We start from the raw sequence: 22,030 nt of genomic DNA on the forward strand, positions 1-22,030 counted from the left end.
CGAACCGGCGTGCGGCCGACGATCACCTCGATGCGAGGAGGGCGATAGTCGTTACAGCAACAGCACCCAGGACCCGCAGGACATGCCATGGTGCTGATGTTGGACGAAGCCGTCAACGCAGTTTCCTGCGTCGGCCAGCATCTCCGTCAAAAGGGAAGTTTCGGCAAAGCGCGCCGCAGCGATTTCACAAACTCGGGACATGTGGATTTCTTGGGCAACGCACGGTTTTTCGCCGCGCGCTCCGCTTCACGGGCGCTGCGAAACAGCTTGCCGTCGAGGCAGCTGAACCGCCGGGAGGCCGAAAAGAACCGGAACCCGGCGCGATCACGCACCACGATCCCGGCAGATTCAGAACCGACTTCGATAATATAGGTCTTCGACATGTCCCACTCGCATCTTGTCCGGCCAGAAAGGCCGCGCCAATAACGGGCAATGGCGGGAAACGTTCCCTGTCGCACCAACAAGATATGGACATGGTTCTGACGTTCGCAACTAGAATCGGTCGAGGTTGGGCACCGAGAGCATTTTTGCTTCTGACGCGTTTCCTTCAGGCAAACCGCATCCACTTCGCTCGAAAACGCTATTTCGGATCGACGAACTGGCGGCTAGCGCGGCGCAAAACCGTTCCGGTTCAGCAAACAGGCTTTCTGGGAGTGCCGGCTAGGCCGTAGCCGGCCGGCCTGCCTGGGGAACTTCCCGTGGCCGGCCATTATCGTCGATCGCGACGTAGGTAAATTTGCCGTCGGTGACGAGGATGAACTGCTTCTCCTTGCGGCGCATCACCCAGGCTTCCAGATGCACCGTGATCGAAGTCTTGCCAATGCGGACGAGTGTTGCATGCACGGAGACGAGATCGCCGACAAAGACCGGTTTGCGGAAATTCATGGCGTCGATTGCAACCGTCACGGTGCGGGACTTCGCGAGCTTGGAGGCGAAGACGCCGCCGCCGATGTCCATCTGACTCAGCAGCCAGCCGCCGAAAATGTCACCATTCTGATTGGTGTCGGCGGGCATTGCCAGCGTACGGGTGCAGAGTTCGCCGAGCGGCGTGGTTTCACTGATCGCCGGGGCGTGAACGGCTGTGAGGTCGGTCATGATGTCTGTCATTCGTTGGTCTGAAGCAACATCACGCATCGCCTCACTTGAACGTATCCCAGCCCGGGTCCGGCGCGAAACGAGCGCCGTATTTTGCCGCGAGCTCGCGCAAATTGGCGGCGACATTCTCCGGGCCACGGGTGCGCGCATACTTCAGCGGACCGCCGCGGAACGGAGCGTAGCCGGTTCCGAAGATCATGGCCCCGTCGACAAGGTCGGGATCGTCGACGATGCCTTCGCGCAGGCATGCGACGCAAACGTTCGAGATCGGCAGCATCAGGCGGTCGATCAATTCCGGCCGAACCTGCGAATTCCCGGCATCGCCCTTCTCAGCCTTACCTTCGCGCCAGGTATAAAAGCCCTGGCCGGTCTTGCGGCCGAGTTCGCCTTTCGCAACTTTCTTACGCAGCCAGTCCGGCGGCTGCGGAAGAGCTTCGCCGAACTTCGCGCGCAACTCGTCGCCAACGGCGAGGCAGATGTCCAGCCCGACCTGGTCGGCGAGTTCGATCGGTCCCACTGGCATGCCAAATTTTTCCGCCGCGGCATCGATCACCGTCTTGTCGATCTTTTCATCGAGCATGACCATGGCTTCGAGCATATACGGCGTCAGTGCGCGGTTGACCAGGAACCCTGACGAGCTCTGCACGGGCAGCGGCAGCCGGTCTATTGCCCCGACGAATGCCATGGCCTGTTTCAGCACCTGCGGGTCGGCGGTTTCGTGGCTGACCACTTCCACCAGTTGCAACCGCGATACCGGATTGAAGAAATGCAAGCCCACCAGGCGCTCAGGACGCTGCAATGTGGTGCGCAGCTCCTGCAGCGGAATGCTCGAGGTGTTGGTGGCGAGGATCGCGCCCGGCTTCATTCTCGGCTCGATTGCGGCATAGACTTTCTGCTTCAGTTCGAGCTTTTCGGAAACCGCCTCGATGATGAGATCGGCGTGGCGCACCCCTTCGCCAACCAGGTCGGGGATCAAACGGTCGAGCGTGTCGCGGATACCGGTCCGCTTGCGGACGATCTTGCTGTAAAGATCGGCTGCGCGCCTGATCGCGGCGGCGATCGGCTCCGGCTTCATGTCCGCGAGCGTGACCCGGATATTCTGATGCGCGCACCACGCGGCGATGTCGCCGCCCATGGCGCCGGCGCCGATGACGTGCAGATGCTTCACGACGTTGTCGCCGGCCGCGAGCTTCTTCATCTCCTCGCGGAGGAAGAACACCCGGATCAGGTTCTGCGCCGTCGATGTCACCATTAGCTCGGCGAAGGACCGCTTTTCGGCCGCCAGCATCGCCGTCCTGCTGCCGCCATGCCTCTCCCAGAGATCGATCAGTGCATAGGGAGCGGGATAATGCTCCTGCGGCGCCGCCTTCGCGGCCTCCTGGCGCATCCGCTTGGCTAGAAAGCCGCGGACGGGGCCGAGATTAAGCAGCTGATTGAGCACGCTTGGCCGGCCACGCTTCAGCCGGCCGGCCATCACATCCTTTACAGCGTTGCGGACGTGGCGTTCCTGGGTCACGGCATCGACAAGACCAAGCGATTTCGCTTTCCGCGCATCGATGGTCTTGCCGGTCAGCATCAACGTCATCGCCTGCATCGGATTGACAAGCCTGGTAAAGCGGACGGTGCCGCCGAGGCCGGGATGCAGGCCGAGCATCACTTCGGGGAAACCGAACCGCGCATTGTCGATGGCGATTCGTGTCCGGCATGCCAATGCCACCTCGAGTCCTCCGCCGAGGCAGAAGCCATGGATCACGGCGACGGTCGGAATCTTCAGCGCCTCCAGCCGGCCGATAATGCCGTCGGCGCGACTGAGCGTCGTTTCGACCGCGCCCGGATCGGCGGCGCCGCGGAATTCGTTGACGTCGGCGCCTGCGATGAAGCCGGACGTCTTGGCCGAACGGAGCACGACCCCGGCGGGCGGATGGTTTTCCAGCGCGGCGACGATTGCGCCGAGCTCCTCCATCACGTCCGACGACAGCGTGTTGGCGCTGGAATCGGCGCGGTCAAACAGAACCCAGGCCACACCATCGCTATCGCGGGTCAGCTTGAAGTTGCGATAGGGACCGCTTGCATCGGGCGTTGGCCCAAGCTCCAGCACGCGATCCTTGAGAGCGTCCAATACCTTTGATTTCATGACGCCCTCACACCATCTCAACCAGCATCGCACCGCCCAGCCCGCCGCCGATGCATTCGGTGGCAATCCCGCGCCTCGTGCCGAGCCGCTTCATGGCGTTGACGAGGTGTAGCACGATGCGGTTGCCCGAGGTGCCGACGGGATGGCCGAGGCTGACCGCGCCGCCATCAACATTGAGCCTGGCGCGATCGATCGTGCCGGCGGCGCCCTCAAGTCCGAGCACTTCGCGGCAGAACTTCTCGTCCTCCCACGCGGCGAGGCAGCCGAGCACCTGCGTCGCGAATGCTTCATTGAGCTCCCAGGTTTCGATGTCGTAAAGCGACAGCTTGTTGCGCTTCAACAGTTCAGTCGCCGACAGCACCGGCCCCAGTCCCATGACTGAAGGATCCAGCCCCGACCACTGGCTGTCGATGATCATCGCCTTCGGCTTGAGACCGTGTTTGATGACGGCGTCTTCCGATGCGAGAATCGTCCAGCAAGCGCCGTCAGTGATCTGCGAGGAATTGCCGGCGGTGACCTGGCCCCATGGCCGTTCGAACACCGGCCTCAACTTCGCCAGCGACTCCAACGAGGAGTCGGGGCGCACGCCGTCGTCGTGATCATAGAATTTGCCGTCGCGCGCGAAAGTGGTTTCCAACTCACCTTTCAGCCAGCCTTCGGCCTGCGCCTTAGCAAGGCGTTTGTGGCTCTCGACCGCGTAGGCATCGGACTGTTCGCGCGTGATGCCGAAAAGATGGCCGACCACCTCCGCGGTCTGGCCCATATTGAGTTCGGTGATCGGATCGGTCAGCCCCCGCTCAAGCCCGATGATCGGCTTGAAATAGGGCGGCCGCGCTTTGGCGATCGCCTTGATTTTCTCAACGATGCCCTTGGCGGCGGCAACGCCTGCGAACCAGCGCACGCCCTGCTGCGGCCATACCAGCGGTGCATGGCTCAGCGCCTCCGCTCCGCCAGTCAGGATCAAATTGGCGTCGCCGTCGCGGATGTAGCGGTAGCCGGTGTCTATCGACTGCATGCCCGAGCCGCAGTTGATCTGCACCGTGAACGCGACCATCGCCTCGCCCATGCCGAGCCGCAATGCCGCGACGCGGGCCGGGTTCATTTCATCGGCAATGACGTTGACACAGCCGAGGATGACCTGATCGAACGCGTCAGGCGCGAACGGCTGGCGCGCCAGCAACGGCCGGCCGCATTGCACAGCCAGATCGACCGGCGTGAACGGCCCCGGACCGCTGCGCGCTTTCAGGAACGGAGTTCGGCTGCCGTCGATGATATAGACTGGGCGCACCATCAGCCTACCGCCCTCGTCTCGGTCCGCTCCTGCACGACTTGCACGTTCGCGGCCTTCTCGTGAGGCGACAATGCCTCCGGCGCAAAGTCGTCGACCTCAATGACCCGGGCCACCGCCTCTTGCGCCGCCTTGTACTGCTCGGCTTCGACCTGGGTGATGGTGCCTTGCCTGACGGCGGCATCCGCATCGCGCAGGCGTGCCGCGCGCATCCGCTTAAACACGTCTTCGGCGGCGGTAACCAGCAGGAATGCCTTCTCCAGCCGGGCTGGCCCACCGTCATCATCGACATGCGACAGTCCCTGCGTCAGGCGATCGCGCGCGACGGAAGGCTCCAACACCAGTTGCGCGCAGGCGTGGATGACCTTATCGCTGGGTCCGCGCGCTTGCGCGCCGAGCGGCTGGATCATGAATTTGAGCATGATCGCGACAACGCGGTTCGGCAGGTTCGCCAGGATATCCGCAAACCGCTGCTCGATGGTGCGGAAGCCGGTCGCCATGCACCATTCGACCGCTGCAAGATCGGCCTCCTGACGGCCCTCATCGTGCCAACGCTTGAGCACGGCCGACAAGAGATACAGCTCGGAAAGAATGTCGCCAAACCGTGCGGACAGCATCTCCTTCCGCTTCAACTTGCCGCCGAGCGTCAGGAGCGCCATATCGGCGCATAACGCGAAGGCCGCCGAATACCGCGAGAGTTGGCGGTAAAAGCCGGTCACCGCGCCAGCATCATCGGGCGCGGGCGCAAAGAGTCCGCCGCTCCAGCTTCGGCCCCAGGCACGGGATAAAGTTTTGAAGCTGTGGACGATGTGAACCCAGAACGTCTTGTCAAAAGCATCAAGGCCTCGGGCCTTGTTCGTGTCACCGAGCGCATTCATCTCCTGCAGCAAATAGGGATGCGCACGGATCGCACCCTGCCCGAAGATGATAAGATTGCGCGTCAGGATGTTGGCACCTTCCACGGTGATCGAAACCGGCACCCCCCGATAGAGGTTACCGAGATAATTTTGAGGTCCATCGATGACCGCCTTGCCGCCATGGATATCCATTGCGTCATCGATCACGGTGCGCAGCCGCTCGGTGGCGTGCAGTTTCATGATGCCGGAGATGACCGCGGGATGGTGGCCCTCGTTCAGCGCAGCGCAAGTCAGCCGCCGCGCCGCATCGATCAGATAGGCTGTGGCGGCAATCCGCGCCAACGGCTCCTCGATACCCTCGAACTTGCCGATCGGAATGCCGAATTGTTCGCGGATGCGCGCATAAGCGCCGGTCGTCCGCGCCGAAAAAGCCGCGCCCGCAGCCGACAACGAGGGCAACGAGATGCCGCGCCCGGCAGCCAGCGCGGTCATCAGCATCTTCCAGCCCTGACCCAGACGCTCCTTTCCGCCGATGACGTAGTCGAGAGGAACGAAGACATCCTTGCCCCAGGTTGGGCCGTTCTGAAACACCTGCATCGCAGGAAGATGGCGACGGCCGATCGAAACTCCAGGCAGGCTGGTTGGGATCAGCGCCACGGTGATGCCGAGGTCCTCCTGCGAGCCAACCAGATGATCCGGATCGTAGGCTTTGAAGGCGAGGCCAAGAAGTGTCGCCACCGGACCAAGTGTGATGTACCGCTTGTGCCAGTTCAGCCTGATCCCAATGACCTCGTGACCCTCGAACATGCCCTTGCAGATGATGCCGCTGTCGGTCATCGCCGCCGCGTCGGAGCCGGCTTCCGGGCTGGTGAGGCCGAAGCAAGGAACGTCGCGACCGTCAGCCAGACACGGCAGCCATTTGCTCTGTTGATCCCTGGTACCGAAACGCATCAGCAATTCGCCGGGGCCGAGTGAATTCGGCACCATCACCGTGACCGCAGCGACCAGCGAGCGCGATGAAATCTTGCGCACGACTTCCGAATGCGCATAGGGCGAAAAGCCGAGTCCGCCATGCTCGGTCGGAATGATCATGCCGAGAAATTTTTTCTGCTTGATGAAATTCCAGACCTCGGGCGGCAGATCTCGCAATTCCCAATTGATCTTCCATTCGTCGAGCATGGCGCACAGTTCGTCCACGGGCCCGTTGAGGAATGCCTGCTCTTCTGCTGTCAAAGTTGCCGGCGGGGTGTCCAGGAGTTTCGTCCACTCTGGATCGCCGGTGAACAGGTCGGCATCCCACCAGACGTCCCCGGCTTCCAGCGCCTCGCGCTCGGTATCGGACACCGAGGGCAGCACACGGCGCGCCCAGGAGAAGATCAGCTTGGAGATCACGTCACGGCGAAAGCTCATCGCAATGTCCTCATGTTCGGGTACTCGACGCCGTCGGTCCGATTCGGGATTACTACAGGCAATGATCTTACCGCTATAAGGAAAATATCTTTAAAATAGGGAAAGGCCGGCTTCATTTCATATTTTTCATAATCGAAAACCAAACGGAAAACAGCGGTTAGAGCCTGAACCGAACGCAAGGTTTGGTTGCGAGACATCATCCACTCGCGTTTATTGGTAAAATTTTAATCCTGTAGTTCGAAGATACCGCCGATTTGAGCGGTTCATGTGTCGTACCGCGGGGCCTTCTCGCCACTCACCCGCGCATCAAACCACAACGTCCTAACCCGTACTACAGCGACCAAACACCAGCCTCGATCAACTGAGAACGGTTGATCGGCGAAGAGTTCACCTGCATCGGAAGGATCCGAAAATGAAGGCGAAGATAAGCGTTACACTGCCCGCGATCGTCTCCGCGCTCGTCATGATAGGCGCACTTTCCGCCGGAATCTCGGCCTATCAAGCCTACGAACAGCGACAGCAATCTGAAGCATTCCTCGAAGTGAACCACATCTCGCAATTGCTGTTGCGAAGCGCGGGACAATGGGCGGTGGAGCGCGGACTTACGAACGCGCCGCTGAAGTCTCCCGACGCGCTGCCCGCAGAACTCCGTCCTCAGATCGCCGAAACACGGCAAGCCGCCGATCGCGCATTTTCGGAGGCCGCTCAACTGCTGCGCGGAAATCCGGCGATGAAATCTGCGGAATCGAAAATCTCGGAGGCCGAGAGCGCTTTCCAAGGGTTCGTCGGATTTCGCACGCGCCTCGACGAGAATCTTCCCAAGCGGGGATCGGAACGGAGTCCGGACGTCGTGGAGAACTTCTCGCCGACCATCACCAAGCTGATCGACGTCTCCGGCAACAGGCTGCGGCTCACTTTGGAAACGCTGACCCGCCCGCCCACAGCGGCCCTGACGCAATTGGTCAGCTTACGTCATCTGACTGCGCAGATGGCAGAGAACGCCGGAAGGGAGCGCGCGCTCCTTGGAGGGATGGTTGGCTCCCGCGCCAAGATTTCCACAACCAGCTTGCGGACGATCGCTCGTTTCCGCGGAAATGTTGAGCTGGCGTGGGAAACCATCTCACCGGCCCGTATGCGCGCCGACTTGCCGAAAAAGGTTGCTGATGCGATCTCGGGTGTCGAGAAGGACTACTTCCAAGTCTATGGCCAGACTCGCGACGCCGTACTCGCGGCAGCCGAGACGGGTGAATACAAGATCAGCGGCGGCGACTATGTCGCGCAGGCGACGACCGCGATCAATTCGATACTTCGGCTGGCCAATGCGGTCGGTGAAGCGGCCGACCAGGAGGCGGCCAAGGAGGCTGCAAACAGCTCATCCAAACTGCTCATCGCTGGCTTGATATTTCTGGGCTGTATCGCCCTCGCTTTTGTCAGCTTCTGGATAGCGTTCTCGCGAATCCTGCGGCCGCTGGCGGCGCTGACGACAGCGATGGGTGAACTCGCAAAAGGCAATTTCTCCGTCGTCCTACCCGGGCTCGACCGCAAGGACGAAATGGGCGACATGGCGCGGGCGGTCGAAACCTTCAAGGTCAAGGCCGAGCAGAAGGCGCGCGATGAAGCGGAAGCCAAGATGCAGCAGGATCAACTTGCTGCGCAGCAGCGCAAAGCGGACATGCACCGCCTTGCCGATAGCTTCGAAGCGGCGGTCGGCGCAGTGATCCAGACCGTATCCTCGGCGGCGACCCAACTCGAAGATTCGGCGACCGCCTTGACCAAGACGGCCGAGCAAACCCATCAGCTGTCATCAGCTGTGGCAGCGGCTTCCGAGGAGGCAACGGTCAACGTTCAGTCTGTGGCCTCTGCAAGTGAGGAAATGGCGGCCTCCGTGAATGAAATCAGCCGGCAGGTGCAGGAAGCCTCGAGGATCGCAAACGATGCGGCGCAGAAAGCTCATAGCGCCGACCAGCGTATCAATTCGCTGTCGCAGGCATCCGCGAAGATCGGAGACGTGGTTGAACTTATCAATACGATTGCCAGCCAGACCAATCTCCTGGCACTCAATGCAACGATCGAGGCCGCTCGCGCAGGTGAAGCTGGCCGGGGGTTTGCCGTCGTAGCGTCCGAGGTCAAGGCGTTGGCCGAACAGACCGCGAAGGCCACCGCCGAAATCGGCCAGCAGATTACAAGCATCCAGTCGGCGACTGACGACTCTGTCGATAACGTGAAGGAAATCGGGATCGTCATCGGCAAGATCGCGGAGATTTCTGCCACGATCGCTTCGGCAGTCGAAGAGCAGGCGTCGGCAACTCAGGAGATATCCCGCAACGTCCAGCAGGCTGCCGCCGGAACCTCCGAAGTTTCCTCCAACATTATTGAGGTCAGCAACGGAGCTTCGGTGACAGGCAGCGCCTCCACGCAGGCCCTTGCGGCGGCGAAGTCCCTGTCCGGGGATACTGGTCGTCTCAAGCAGGAGGTCGAGAAATTTCTCGCAACGGTCAGAGCTGCTTAGTCGGGGACGAACTCCTCGATCCATAGCCACATCTGGCGCGAACATGAATCATGAGCGGATTGCCCTTCCGATCCGCTCATGAACCTCTCTTCTGAATTTCTTTTTAAAATACGGAACGGCACGTCCCCTTTCGACCGCAGGAACCCTTCAACGCACTGCACGTTATGGTGCAGGCTGACGTGAAGGAGAAAAGCTCATGGGTTCCACTACCGACAAGATCAAGGGTACTGCCAACGAAGTCATCGGTAAAGCCAAACAGGGAATCGGCGAAGCGATCGGTTCAGAGAAGCTTCAGGGTGAAGGCGCAATTCAAGAATTAAAAGGCAAGGGCCAGAACGCGCTTGGCGACGCCAAGGAAGCGACCAAGGACGCTGCTGACAAAGCAGCCGCCGCAATCAACAAGAAACTCTGATCTGACCAATCTGATCCAACTAAGACGTGCGTCGCATTCTGACGTGAATGGCCGGCCCTTTGCGGGCCGGCTTTTTCAATGCGGCGAAGTATCCCTTGACGGTCGAACGGCAACAGAACCTCGTATGCAACGACCGTTTCAGATGGCGGTAGAAGACCGGTCTGCACGACGAAGCGGGACAGAAGGGACATTATCCGCTATCGACCCTCTATTGAATTATTGCATGGGTTTCGCGACGCGGTGCGGGCTGCTAAACTCGCCCCATGCTCAAGGTCGCCGCTTTGTACCAATTTACGCCGCTGCCGAATTTTCGCGAGTTGCGCGAACCGCTGTGCGCGCTGTGCGCCGGGCGATCCGTCAAGGGCTCGATCCTGCTCGCTGCCGAGGGCATCAACGGGACCATCGCCGGAATGCCGGGCGCAATCGACGCGCTGGTGTCAGAATTACGGACCGGCACACTGTTCTCCGGCCGGCTGAATAATCTCGAGCTAAAATTTTCGCATGCCTCGACGATGCCGTTTGCACGGCTGAAGGTCCGGCTCAAGAAAGAGATCGTGACGCTGGGCGACCCCGCGACCGATCCGACCCGTGCGGTCGGCATCTACGTCGACCCTAGGGACTGGAATGAACTGATCGCCGCGACTGGCACACTTCTGATCGATGTCCGCAATGCCTTCGAGGTGGCGATGGGCAGCTTTGAAGGCGCGGTCGATCCGCAACTCTCCCGTTTCGGAAAATTCAAGGATTTCGTCGCGCAAGAACTCGATCCGCACAAGCATCACAGGATCGCAATGTATTGCACAGGCGGGATTCGTTGTGAGAAAGCAAGCTCCTACCTGCTGTCGCGCGGATTCGGGGAAGTCTATCACCTCAAGGGCGGAATCCTGAAATACCTCGAGGACACTCCTGAAAGCGAAAGCCGCTGGCGAGGCGAATGTTTTGTATTCGATGATAGAATCGCTCTCAGTCACGGACTGAAGGAATCCCGATCCCCAGACCAGCCGATGGACGGAATGCCGTGCGATGATTGACAAGGCATTCGCGGATCGCATCGATGCGCTGGAAATGCGCGCAACGCATCAGGAGGAGACCATCGAGGCCCTGAATCAGGTCGTCACTGCGCAGTGGAAGCAGATCGACTCGCTGATGCGACAGATCGCCGAACTCGGCGAGCGCTTGCGGGAGGCGGAAGCCGGGCGGCCAGCCCCTGCTAGCGAACCGCCTCCGCATTATTGAGGCGGGCGTGACCCGTTTGCTCCGGATCGCCGTTGATCGGCAATCGTTCTCGGCTTATCAGGAAGCGCAACACCGCGCATCGCTGCCGCGGTCGTTGCATCGTCAACAGTACAAGCGACGCACGCCGGAAAGGATCGCATGAGCGCGGAAGTCTCGATTGGGGACGCAGAGTCCGCCCGGCTTGCTCCGCATCCGCTACGCACCGCGATTCTCGGCGAGCTCCATGCGCGGCCCTTCACGGCGCTGACCGTCCCCGCCCGAATTCTGCATTTCGCGTTCGACACGGCCGGCGAGCGCGCGCAGGCAGACCTCGCCAACCTCGCGAAATTCTGCTCGGCGCGTGGCCTACCCGTACCGACCGCCTCCGAACGGCACTATCGCGTGGCCTTCGGCACCACGACGCTGCGGTGGGAGCAGCATTCCGAATTTACGACCTACACTTGGGAATTGCACTCTCCTGCCGAGGGCATTCCGTTTCACCCGCCCGCCGCCGCGCTGGCTGCCCCAATGCAACTTGTGCCGCAGCCGGGGCCGTTGCTTGTGGCGATCGACATGCATGTGCTCGCCGACGGGCCCGCTGTTCAGCCGCCAGAGCGACTGTTCGAGCGAACCAGTCTGGCGCTTGCCGAAAACAACGATGGCGCAGCGATTTACGCCACGGACTTTCAGCCCGACCCGTCCGGATTCGTGAAAATCCTGGTGGTCGACCGCAAGCTCAATCCCGATCGCGCCGGCGCGCTGGCGCAACGCGTGATCGAGATCGAAACCTATCGCACGCTCGCTTTGCTCGGCCTGCCCGAGGCGCAGCGGCTCGCACCTTCGATCAGCGAGGTCGAGCAGCGTCTAGCCGAAGTGACCGACAAGATGCGCAATAACGGCAATCTCGCGGACAACCGCCACTTGCTCGACGAACTGACGGCGCTGGCCGCGGAAGTGGAGGCCGGCGCAGCGGCGAGCGTGTTTCGTTTCGGCGCCAGCCGCGCCTATTACGAGATCGTTCAGCAGCGGCTGACGACCATCGGCGAGCGAAAGGTGTCCGGTCTGCCGACATGGACGTCGTTTCTGGCGCGGCGAATGGCGCCGGCGATGCGAACCTGCGTGACCACCGAGGCGCGTCAGGAGACCCTGTCGTTCAAGCTGTCGCGTGCGGCAAACCTGCTGCGCACGCGGGTCGATGTCGAACTCGAACAGCAGAATCAGGAACTGCTAAAATCGATGAACGCCCGTACCCGGATGCAACTGCGGCTGCAGACCACCGTTGAGGGGCTGTCGGTTGCGGCCATCACCTATTATGTGGTCAGCCTGTTCGGCTACGTCGCCAAGGCGCTCCATGAGTCCGGAACGGTCGCGATCGAGCCGGGCTATCTGACGGCGGGCTTCATTCCGGTAGCGGCGTTAACGATCTGGTCGATCGTGCGCCGCATTCGCCACAAGCACATTGGTCACGACAGCTAAGTTTTCGAAAGCGCCAAGGCCACAGCCGATTCTCGAATTCGCTAAGCCATAGCCATTTTGCCGTCGAGCAAACCTGTCAGCCGCTGGCGGATGATGCGCTCTGCACCGCCCATGATGCGATCGATCAGCTCCTTGCAGCTCGGCACGTCGTCGATCAAACCAGCCGTCATGCCGCAGCTCCAGGCGCCGGCATCCAAGTCGCCTTCGACCATTACCTTGGGATAGATGCCGGCGACTTCCTCGATAATGTCGCCGATCTTGAGACTCTCGCCTTTCTCCCGCTCGATCTCCATAAGCCTCTCGACCTTGCGGTTATTCAATACACGCTCAGTGTTGCGCAGCGCGCGCATGATCAGCCGGGTATCGCGCTCGGAGGCCGCGACCAGCGCCTTCTTCACGTTGCCATGCACCGGCGCCTCTTTCGTCGCTATGAAGCGCGTGCCCATGTTCATGCCGTCGGCACCGAGCGCCAACGCGGCGACCAAGCTGCGCGCATCTGCCATGCCGCCCGACGCCACGAACGGAATCTTGAGTTCGTCGGCTGCGCGCGGCAGCAGAATCATATTGGGGATGTCGTCCTCGCCGGGGTGACCGCCGCACTCGAAGCCGTCGACGCTGACCGCATCGCAACCGATCTGTTCCGCTTTCAGCGCGTGTCTCACCGAGGTGCATTTGTGGATCACCTTGATGCCGGCAGCCTTGAGCGCGGCCATGTACTGCTCCGGATTGCGGCCCGCCGTCTCGACGATCCTGACGCCGCCTTCCACGATCGCCTGGATATATTCAGGGTATGGCGGCGCGGTGAACGCGGGGAGAAACGTCAGATTCACACCGAACGGCTTGTCGGTCATGCCACGGCAACGCGCGATTTCCTTCGCCAGCAGGTCCGGCGTCTTTTGGGTCAATCCGGTGATGATGCCGAGACCGCCCGCATTCGAGACCGCGGAGGCAAGCTCGGCGAAGCCGACATAATGCATACCGCCCTGGATGATCGGATGCTGGATGCCGAATAGTTTTGTAATGGCCGTTTTCACACATAGCTCCCGGTTCGCTTGCGGTGGCAGACGCTCCGGCAAGGTCCCATTCTGTCATCAATCCGACAAGCGCGTTCCGCGCTGCTGACTACGCAAGGGCAGGCAGACCCTTAGACCCTTCATATGGGATCACTTGACAGGCCGCTTTGCGTCGGTTTCACTTGCCCTCATAGACCATTCCGTGGCCTGCCTGTCGTAATGAGGCAGCGTATTGCTGATCGTGACGCCGCTCTGAAACAGCACCAGCGACTTTCTCCGCGCCGGAAAAAGCGCGGGGCCGGGAAATGAGCAACGCAAAAAGAACCGAACAGCGATCAATCAAAACAAGAATTCAAGACATGGCTGATGCAGAAGAGGGAACGATGGAGCGGCGCCCTGCTCCCCAAATTTCTGCCGAGCATACGGACCCCGGCCTGAGGCCGATCGGGGTGGTGGCTTACGATGACGGTCTCGTCAGGGATGCTCTGATAGCTCAATGCGCTGCCGCTCTGATCGCTTCCAGTTACAAGCTCGGTGGCGTCGTCCAGTCAAACCCGCACCGGGAAGGCCGGCGTCGATGCGACATGTATGTCAAGGATCTGTTGTGCGGTGACGAGGTCAAGATCTCGCTGGACCGCGGTAACGAAGCAAGGGGCTGCCGGCTTGATCAGGACGCCTTCGCGCGCATCGACGCCTGGATCGAGCGCGCAGTGCTCGAACACGTCGATTTGGTGGTCATCAACAAGTTTGGCAGGGAAGAAGCGCACGGCCGGGGGCTGCGAGCGGTCATTGCCGAGGCCCTGATTGCCGATATCCCGCTTCTCATCGGTGTTTCCACGCAAAACCTCGGTGACTTTCTGGCTTTCGCCGGAGATTCAGCCACGCGTCTGAAACCTGAGATCGAGACAATAACGGCCTGGTGCCGGAACGCGATTGAACGCCGGGCTCACGATCGATGCGAGCCGGGACTTCCGTCGGTGGGAGCCTAGTCAAAAGCCCGATTGCAATGGATCGGCAAAGAAAGAAAGGCTGCTGGCTGGATGAACTGGAAAAGGCTAGTCTCGAGTCTGGCGCACCTTTGTTAGAGAGCGGACGGCGCCATGCCACCACCGGCCCGCGCCCAGAACGACTCCAAAGGCTCCAAACGGCACCAGACAAACAGCAACCTCTAAATTCTCTGACGCAAACAGATGAAACGACGCAATGGATGATAAACAGATCCTCCAGAATGCAACTCGCAGTGCAGCCCAGGCGGGTATGATCACGCTTGTGTTCGAGAATTTTACCGCCCAACTGATCCGATATGTCCTCAGTGGGCACCTCCTCGATGATACGTCTCTCATGACACTCCGAGACAACTGCCTCCGCGACCTGAAGAACTCCACAATCACTGGAATGTCGTTGGAAGACGAGGCGGAGATCTTCAGGCAGGCCGTCGAAAACGCGGAGAAGCTACTCGACGCGGCGATCGCAAGGGGACGGGAGATCTAGCATCTGCGGCCGGTTCCAACCTCCATCCCGGTAACGGGGCGACTTATTAGCCAAGAGAATGGCCGTTGGTCGGAGGTCGCGCCCCGCCCGAACCGCAGCGGGCGTATCTCCTTTCCCTCGCCGTTCTGAATTCCAGCCTGGCCGGGCACGTTGACGCCATGGTTTCAAGCCCGTACAGACGCTGGAGCGCCGCCGGTCCGGACTTGAACACCTGCCGGCGGACACCGACTTTGTACGACGCATGCTCCCAGCGATCGTTCGAATGCGGACCATGCCGAGAGCTTTTCACGAGGCGCCAGTCAAGATCTTCGCGCCGGCGGTACGGCGCTTCGGCGCGAATTCGACGATCGTCTTTTTGGCGGATGTCGCGGCCAGGTCGGATTTGTCCGACTCCACGACGATGTTATAAATATAAACTAGTTGTTCAGTGAGGTTTCCACGATGTCGGTATCCGTTAGCAGCACGATCGAGGAGATGCAGGCGGAGCGCAACGTGCTCCAAAGCTTTGCCAACGATCGCGCACGCGACTTCGTCGGCAGGCAGTCGGTCCTTGCGCGCGTCACCGACCTCTGTCTCTCCCCTGCCAAGGAGCTTTCCCCCACGAGGGAAGGCGCGCCATGGGGGATCTGCATCACCGGCGATCCGGGCTCGGGCAAGAGCGCACTGTTCGGCGAGCTTCTCCGCCGCATGAAGGAAACCGATGCCTTCGTTCTCGCACATGCTGCGGAGGCGGCCCCGCGGGCTTCATCGATCGATGCCATGCTGCGCCGCTGGATTGCCGAACTCGGCAGCGCCCTCGGCGCCGGCGATGTTGACCTCGCCGCCAATATCGACCCGGAGATTGTCGAGCGGGCTTTCGCCTCCCTGCTCGCGCGGATGGCTTCGCAACGGCGCGTGATTATCCTGATCGACGCGATCGATCAGTTCAAGAAGACCTCGCGCGGGAAGTTTACCACCTGGTTGCCACGGCTTTGGCCGATCAATGCGCGCCTGGTCGCAACCGGCCTTGCCGGAGGCGCCTCCAAGGCGCTGGCCGAACGTTCAGGCGTGGAAGCGTTGACTCTACCGCCACTGGAGTCGCCCGAGGCGATCATCGACGCGGCATGCAAGCGCAACCAACGCAAACTGGCCTCACCTGTGATTGACGCGCTGCTCGCGAAAAAGCATGCGGGCGGGCCGGCTTGGGGCAGTCCGTTGTGGCTGGTGCTGGCCCTCGAGGAACTCGAACTGCTCGCTACCAGTGACTTTGCCGACATGCAGCGCGAATATACTGGCACTCCGGAGGAGCGTCGGCAGAATGCGATGCTGGATGCGGTCGGCGCCATGCCTACGGACATCCTGCTCCTCTATCGCGCAACATTCGATAGCGCGGCCGAGCTGTTGGGTCCGGCGATCGCGGCGGCGTTTATCGGTCTCCTTTCGGCAGGCCGGACTGGATGGCGAGAGAGTGATTTTCGTCAATTGTTGCCTCAGGTCAGCGGCGAAGCCTGGGACCAGAAGCGCTTTGCTGCGCTGCGCAACCTGTTCCGCGGCCAGATTCACCAGCATGGCGATCTTGCGCAACTGGATTTCAACCACGCTCAGGCGCGGGCTGCCGCCCGTTCGCGCCTTGCCGCGCTACGCGTCTCGAATCCCGAACTGCACCTGCTGATCGCAGATCATCTTCTGACGCTTGCACCCGGCGACCCGCTGCGGGTGTCTGAAACCATGATCCATCTTTTGGCAAGCAAGAACGACGTCCGTGCTGCCCGGTACTATGGCGATCCAGCGCTTGGCGAAAAGGAGCTGCGAGGCGCCACACAAGCGCTCGCTGATGCGATCATCTCGCCGGCTGCCGGCACTTCGGCGAGCGCGGCCCGAGAGATATGCCGTCTGCTTGAGAACCCCGATAATTCTGTCCGCGCAAGCGCGGCCGAGCGTTTGCTCGTCAGTTTTGACGATGTGGCGGGTCGGCACCTTCCTTCCGATGTTCGCCTGATCGTTCTGAATGCGATCGAACAAACGTTTCAGCAACTACTCCGCGCCGAACCCGACAATGCCGGCTGGCAGCGCAATCTGTCGGTTGCGCATGATCGTGCCGGCGACGTGCTGGTGGCGCAGGGCAAGCTGCCTGAAGCGCTCAAGTCGTTCCGTGAGGGACTTGCGATCCGAGAGCGGCTGACGAGCAAGACTCCCGACAATGCCGGGCTGCAACACGATTTATCAGTCTCGCACGAGAAGGTCGGCGACCTGCTTGCGGTGCAAGGCAAACTGGACGAGGCGCTGGAATCGATCCGCAAGCAGCTCGCCATTGTCGAACGGCTGGCGAACGGCGCCCCCAGCGACACCGATCTGCAGAGCGAGCTGTCGCTGTGTCACGAGAAGATCGGTGAAGCGCTGATGGCGCAAGGCAATCTTCCGGAGGCGCTGGGAGCGTTCCAAAACCAGCTCGAGATCACTGAGCGGCTGGCGCGCGGCGCCGACACCGACGACAACAAATGGCAACGCGATCGGACGCTCGCCTACGACCGCGTCGGCGACGTGCTGATGGCGCAGGGCAAGCTGCCGGAGTCTCTCGAATTTTTCCGCAACGGGCTCACGATCAAGGAGCGGGTCGCAAAGGCCCATCCCGATAACACGAGCTGGCAGCGCAGTCTGTCAATCTCTCATGATCGTATCGGGGATGTGCTGGTAGCGCAGGGCAAGCTGTTCGACGCGTTGAAATCCTTCCGCACAGGGCTTGAGATCGCGCAGCAGATGGCACGTACCGAGCCCGAGAATGTCGGCTGGCAGCGTGACCTGTCAGTGTCGCACGCCAAGATCGGCGACGTGCACGTGGCGCAGAGCAGTCTGCCCGACGCGTTGAAAGCCTTCCATGAAGGGATGACCATCAGGCAGCGTTTGGCAAACGCCGACCCCGACAATGTTGACTGGCAGCGCGGTCTGGCGGTGTCCTACGATCGCATCGGCGACGTGTTGATGGCTCAGGACAACATGGCCGATGCGCTGAAGGCCTTCGAGGATCAGTTCGCGATTGCCGAACGACTAGCGCGGATCGACCCGGGCAACGCCGGCTGGCAACGCGATCTGTCTGTATGCCATGAAAAAGTTGGCGACGTGCAGATGGCGCAAGGCAACCTGCCCGAGGCGTTGAAATCCTATCGCGCGGGACTCGCGATCAGAGAGCGGCTGGCGCGCAACGATCCCGATAACGTCAGCTGGCAACGCAGTTTGTCGGTGTCACACGATTGTATCGGCGACGTGTTGGAAGCACAGAGCGAAGTAGAGGAAGCGCTGAAAGCCTTCCGCGAAGGGCTTGAAATCAGGAAACGGCTGGCGCAGCGCAGTCCTGATAACGTCGGTTGGCTGCGCGATCTGACGGTATCTTACGATCGTATCGGCGAAGTGCTGGAAGCGCAGGGCAATGTGGACGAGGCCGAGAAATCCTTTCTTGAAGGGCTTGCGATTATGGAGCGGCTGTCGCTTGCCGATCCCGGCAACGTCGATCTGCAGCGCGGTGTTGCCGTGAGCCAGGGGCACTTGGCGGAGATGTATCGCCGGTCCAACAATCACAATAACGCGCTGGCTGCGCTGCGGCAGGGACAAGCTGCCATGGAACGGGTTGTCATGCGCGCACCCGACAATGCCGGCTGGAAAAAAGATCTGGACTGGTTCACCGAACAGATTGCGACCATGACCGAATAGTCGGTCTCTCTTCCCGATAAACGAAGATCAGCACGGCGCTTTGCAGCCGCGCTGGCGATCGCTTGCGCCTCGTTAAAAGCGCACAATGGTTCTGCCCGCGCGTGGGATTCTGCCCGCGCGCGTCGCGTTCGATTCGCGCGCGGCTACCCCGGCCTCGCCGTTGCACGATATACAGATATCTGATATGCATTTGAGTGATAACGGCGCTGCCTGAACGGGCGGTGATCGGAAAAATCAAATACACAGGGGGGAACGCAATGGCCGATTATGCGAACGCCAGCGTTGTGATCGAAACGGTGCCGCCGTCCGATATGGGCGCCGCGATTGCGGCGGATGCCGCCAAGAAAGCTAAGTTCGGTACCATTCACCTACTCATTCGCGGCTTCTTGTGTACGCCCTTTCTGGCCTATGGAGCCTGTGTGACCTTCGCCATGGTTGCAGCGGGCATACCGCTCGCGGTAGCCGGACTTGTCTTCCCGGCGGGCTACGTCACACTGAGCTTCCTCGGCCTGGAGATGGCGACGGGCAGCTTCGCGACGATGCCCATCGGCATGTACGCCGGGACGATTACGCCGTTCCAGTTAGTCCGTAACTGGACATGGACTATGGTGGGCAACCTTCTGGGAGGCATATTCTTCGGCTGGCTGCTGTGGTTCTCATTGACCAAAGGCGGGTCCATCGAGCCGGACAGCATGCTCAAAGTGATCGCCAAGACCGCCGAGAGCAAGGTGAGCTATATCCATTACGGCGCGATTGGCTGGTGCGCCGCCATTGGCAAAGGCGTCCTTTGTAACTGGCTGGTGAGCCTCGGGTCCGTCATGTCCAAAGCCACGCGCAGCACCCTGGGCCGGGTGGTGCTGATGTGGATCCCGATCGGGATGTTCTTCGCGCTGGGATTCGAGCACACCGTGGTCAACATGTGGCTGTTCCCAACCGCTATCCTCTCGGGTGCCAACGTGAGCATCTACGAGTGGTGGGTATGGAATCAGATCCCGGTCACCATCGGCAATATCCTGGGTGCGATGGTGCTCAACGGCACGCTGTGGTACTTCACGCATACCCTGCAGAGGGACTAGAGCTTTTCCGCTTCTGATTCCGATGGAATCAGAAGCGGAACTCTATCTTTATGTTTTGACGCGTTTTCTTTACGCGAACCGGCATCCACTTCGCTCGAAAACGCTATAGAACGATTGCCGATTGCATAGACCCGATCTGTGCTCTTGCAATATGCGCGGGGATGGCCGGTTCGAAGAACGATGTTGTTCGACCGCCTATGACCCGCGCATCCTGATAGTTCTCGAAAGAAGAATTGCGGGTTGAACCTGCAAGAACGGTTATCGAGTTTTTCCGTGAAGAGCGCTCTCGCAGCTAACGTCGTTAGTCGACACAGCATCGAGAAAGAAACTACGCCGTCCTTCTCGGCGGCGCCTTTCGGCAAGCTAAAAGTCCTGAGCCATGAGGTCTTGAGCTTCGGTCAGCGCCCAGACATCTTCTGATCAGAACAAGCTGCGAGCTATGGCTGCCTGTCTCCGATCCAGCAGACAGCTTGAATCAGATCACAAGCCCTTTGAAACTCATCAACGATTCAGTTCGCTCGGAAAAGGCTCTGGAGCTTTCAACAAGGTTGTCCATCTGAACTGGGCCGAGGAAGCTGAGGTTGCAAAGCTTCAATATCCCCGGAGAGCACACATCCACAAGAATGCGCCTCTGACGCCGAAAGGTCGAGCGGCGCTGGTGCCGGGCATGACCAAAGGCGGCCTCACAAAGGCCGCGGCCGCGCTCCGTTATGCCGCGATCGTCCCCACCAACCCGATCACTTCAAAGCGTCGCCGCGCCAGCTTCGTTTTACGCAAGGCTATTTCCTCGGCATCGCCGCACGGGCAAGGACATCCAGCAGTCCCTCCGTAGCATCCGCGTCGGCCTCCTTCTGCCTTTCCGCAACTCCGAGAGCCTGCCGCCAGCGGGTGACGCGCTCGCCGAGAGCCTTCAGACGATTTAGGACGGCATCGGCCCGATCACGATGCTGCTCAAGATAGGCGCGGCCTTCGTCCGTGATGGTGAAAAGTCTCGGGGGATCAGCAGATGAGGTCAGACAGCGCTCTTCCACAAGCTTGGCCAGCATCGGATGAACGACGTTGGGACCGGGTAAAAACCAGTCGGCCGTCATTTTCTCGATCGTTTGGATGACGTCGTAGCCGTGACGGGGCGCCTCGGAAATCAGTGAGAGCGCAATGAGACGCAGATCGTCTTCGGCCACACCCTTCGATGATGGAGCCGTCATTTCTATTCTCCGTGAAGATATCTTTGCTCGAAAGAAACCCATATTATGGTGTAACGCAAGATATTTCCTTAGCTATCCTGACTGCCCGGTCGCGTTCCGTGCCGGTTCCAACAACCGTCGGCGGTTCAGCTGCGCGCGGATGCGAACCTTTTGCGAAACCTTCGCCAATCCCGCACGGTCCACTGTGACAGCCGGATCAGCGCGGCACCGCCCTGACACTGCACGATCGGACTATTGCTTGCGCCTCTGAAAAGCCGACCGGAAAGAACTGTGTCAATCATGTCGCAGCCGAATCAGCAAACATGGGCCATTCTTGCCGCGTATGGCTGCAAACAAGGTAACGGCAGTACACAGGGCTGGACGACCTCCATAGCTCGCCTTTAGCCATTCCTGAAAGGGAATGGCTTTTTTCTTGATCCCCTTAAAACATCCGCGCACGAATTCTCCGCGTCGCCGGCACGTGAGCTTGACGCGAAACACGCAACCAGCATCACTTCGGCGTCTGCAACCCCGATGAATTTGCCCAGCCCTCTATATGGGCCGCAATGTCCGATAGACGGCGTTTCCTCAAGGCTTCATCTCCGCGCGCGTACGGAGGAAGTTCGTCGGTAGCCTTGCGGACACCTGCCACAAACTCGGCCAGACGATCTTTCAAGGACTTTAGCTGACGAGAACCACGTTGCACCCTCATGGCGTTGCTCCCTGCTTCAAAGGGGGCGGAGCGCGGGCAGCGTTCTCCGGAACCTTAAGAGTATGCACCTGGCGCTGTCGGAAAGCGAGTCGGTTTGTTCGGAAATGAGATCGTCCGTCCACCGCCCTGCGGGATCCGCTGGCGGTTCAGGTTCAGTGATGGCCCGCTGACAGACGTAGACGGCTGGACCGCAGTGACTGGTTATGGTTCGGAACTGCCTTGGCTTCCCTTGGCTTCGAGCGGCAGGTACAAGTTCGCTTGACACTCCTGCCCTGCATTCCCTAAATCGCGGCTTCGTCGCCGCGCCGGGTCGGATTCGACACCGAGGCCTGGAAATCCTTCACGGCAGATGACGATTCCGGGCGCATAGCTCAGCGGGAGAGCGTTCCCTTCACACGGGAGAGGTCCAAGGTTCGATCCCTTGTGCGCCCACCATTTTGGATTTAGCCACGCGGCGCGCCCTCATGGCCCCGC

Annotated in this window: 16 protein-coding genes and 1 tRNA gene; 10 read left to right on the forward strand and 7 right to left on the reverse strand. The window is 60.5% G+C overall.

All coding sequences use genetic code 11. The features are described from left to right. Positions 1-146 precede the first annotated feature (146 nt). From ACM561_RS18000 to ACM561_RS18020, 5 genes are all read right to left on the reverse strand, one after another. Complete coding sequence (locus ACM561_RS18000; RefSeq protein WP_425906900.1) at positions 147-383, reverse strand: hypothetical protein; 237 nt, start codon at positions 381-383, stop codon at positions 147-149. 277 nt (positions 384-660) lie between these two features. After that, positions 661-1,095, reverse strand: a complete 435-nt coding sequence (locus tag ACM561_RS18005) for an acyl-CoA thioesterase (protein ID WP_425906902.1) — start codon at positions 1,093-1,095, stop codon at positions 661-663. Positions 1,096-1,138: 43 nt separating this feature from the next. Then, entirely contained in the window at positions 1,139-3,229 is a 2,091-nt protein-coding gene (locus ACM561_RS18010; RefSeq protein WP_425906904.1) for a 3-hydroxyacyl-CoA dehydrogenase NAD-binding domain-containing protein, read from the reverse strand. A 7-nt stretch (positions 3,230-3,236) separates the two neighbouring features. After that, positions 3,237-4,520: an acetyl-CoA C-acetyltransferase gene (locus tag ACM561_RS18015; RefSeq protein ID WP_425906905.1), complete on the reverse strand. Its 1,284-nt coding sequence runs from the start codon at positions 4,518-4,520 to the stop codon at positions 3,237-3,239. Then, entirely contained in the window at positions 4,520-6,784 is a 2,265-nt protein-coding gene (locus ACM561_RS18020) for an acyl-CoA dehydrogenase (RefSeq protein WP_425906907.1), read from the reverse strand. Before ACM561_RS18020 ends, ACM561_RS18015 begins: the two co-directional genes overlap by 1 nt. Positions 6,785-7,196: 412 nt before the next feature. On the opposite strand from ACM561_RS18020, the gene ACM561_RS18025 reads away from it, so the two are divergent. The 5 genes from ACM561_RS18025 to ACM561_RS18045 all read left to right on the forward strand — a co-directional run bounded on the left by ACM561_RS18025 (position 7,197) and on the right by ACM561_RS18045 (position 12,396). Next, complete coding sequence (locus tag ACM561_RS18025; RefSeq protein ID WP_425906908.1) at positions 7,197-9,293, forward strand: methyl-accepting chemotaxis protein; 2,097 nt, start codon at positions 7,197-7,199, stop codon at positions 9,291-9,293. A gap of 196 nt (positions 9,294-9,489) precedes the next feature. After that, positions 9,490-9,705 (forward strand): CsbD family protein, encoded by a 216-nt coding sequence (locus tag ACM561_RS18030; RefSeq protein WP_425906910.1) that lies wholly within the window; start codon positions 9,490-9,492, stop codon positions 9,703-9,705. Between the two features lie 263 nt (positions 9,706-9,968). Continuing rightward, complete coding sequence (locus ACM561_RS18035; RefSeq protein WP_425906911.1) at positions 9,969-10,736, forward strand: rhodanese-related sulfurtransferase; 768 nt, start codon at positions 9,969-9,971, stop codon at positions 10,734-10,736. Further along, positions 10,729-10,941: a SlyX family protein gene (locus ACM561_RS18040; RefSeq protein ID WP_425906913.1), complete on the forward strand. Its 213-nt coding sequence runs from the start codon at positions 10,729-10,731 to the stop codon at positions 10,939-10,941. Before ACM561_RS18035 ends, ACM561_RS18040 begins: the two co-directional genes overlap by 8 nt. A 138-nt stretch (positions 10,942-11,079) precedes the next feature. Then, entirely contained in the window at positions 11,080-12,396 is a 1,317-nt protein-coding gene (locus tag ACM561_RS18045) for a DUF3422 family protein (RefSeq protein WP_425906915.1), read from the forward strand. A gap of 41 nt (positions 12,397-12,437) precedes the next feature. On the opposite strand, the gene ACM561_RS18050 is transcribed toward ACM561_RS18045, so the two are convergent. Continuing rightward, positions 12,438-13,430, reverse strand: coding sequence for an NAD(P)H-dependent flavin oxidoreductase (locus ACM561_RS18050; protein WP_425906916.1), 993 nt, complete (start codon positions 13,428-13,430; stop codon positions 12,438-12,440). 338 nt (positions 13,431-13,768) lie between these two features. Here ACM561_RS18050 and ACM561_RS18055 point away from each other — a divergent pair, with 338 nt between their 5' ends. The 4 genes from ACM561_RS18055 (at position 13,769) to ACM561_RS18070 (ending at position 19,660) form a co-directional block, all read left to right on the forward strand. Then, positions 13,769-14,398, forward strand: a complete 630-nt coding sequence (locus ACM561_RS18055; protein WP_425906918.1) for a DUF2478 domain-containing protein — start codon at positions 13,769-13,771, stop codon at positions 14,396-14,398. 214 nt (positions 14,399-14,612) lie between these two features. Then, on the forward strand, positions 14,613-14,900 hold the full coding sequence (locus ACM561_RS18060) for a hypothetical protein (RefSeq protein ID WP_079445861.1): 288 nt from the start codon (positions 14,613-14,615) through the stop codon (positions 14,898-14,900). 441 nt (positions 14,901-15,341) lie between these two features. Then, a complete protein-coding gene (locus ACM561_RS18065; protein ID WP_425906920.1) occupies positions 15,342-18,584 on the forward strand; it encodes an AAA family ATPase in 3,243 nt (1,080 codons plus the stop codon). Between the two features lie 257 nt (positions 18,585-18,841). Beyond that, the gene (locus tag ACM561_RS18070; protein WP_079445860.1) at positions 18,842-19,660 is read left to right on the forward strand and encodes a formate/nitrite transporter family protein; all 819 of its coding nucleotides are present in this window, start codon (positions 18,842-18,844) and stop codon (positions 19,658-19,660) included. Between the two features lie 779 nt (positions 19,661-20,439). Here ACM561_RS18070 and ACM561_RS18075 read toward each other — a convergent pair. Beyond that, positions 20,440-20,865 (reverse strand): PadR family transcriptional regulator, encoded by a 426-nt coding sequence (locus tag ACM561_RS18075; protein ID WP_425906923.1) that lies wholly within the window; start codon positions 20,863-20,865, stop codon positions 20,440-20,442. Positions 20,866-21,916: 1,051 nt separating this feature from the next. Here ACM561_RS18075 and ACM561_RS18080 point away from each other — a divergent pair. Continuing rightward, a tRNA-Val gene (locus ACM561_RS18080) sits at positions 21,917-21,991 on the forward strand. The last annotated feature ends 39 nt before the right edge of the window (positions 21,992-22,030 follow it).

The sequence above is a fragment of the Nitrobacter sp. TKz-YC02 genome (assembly GCF_049852135.1).
GTDB lineage: Bacteria > Pseudomonadota > Alphaproteobacteria > Rhizobiales > Xanthobacteraceae > Nitrobacter > Nitrobacter vulgaris.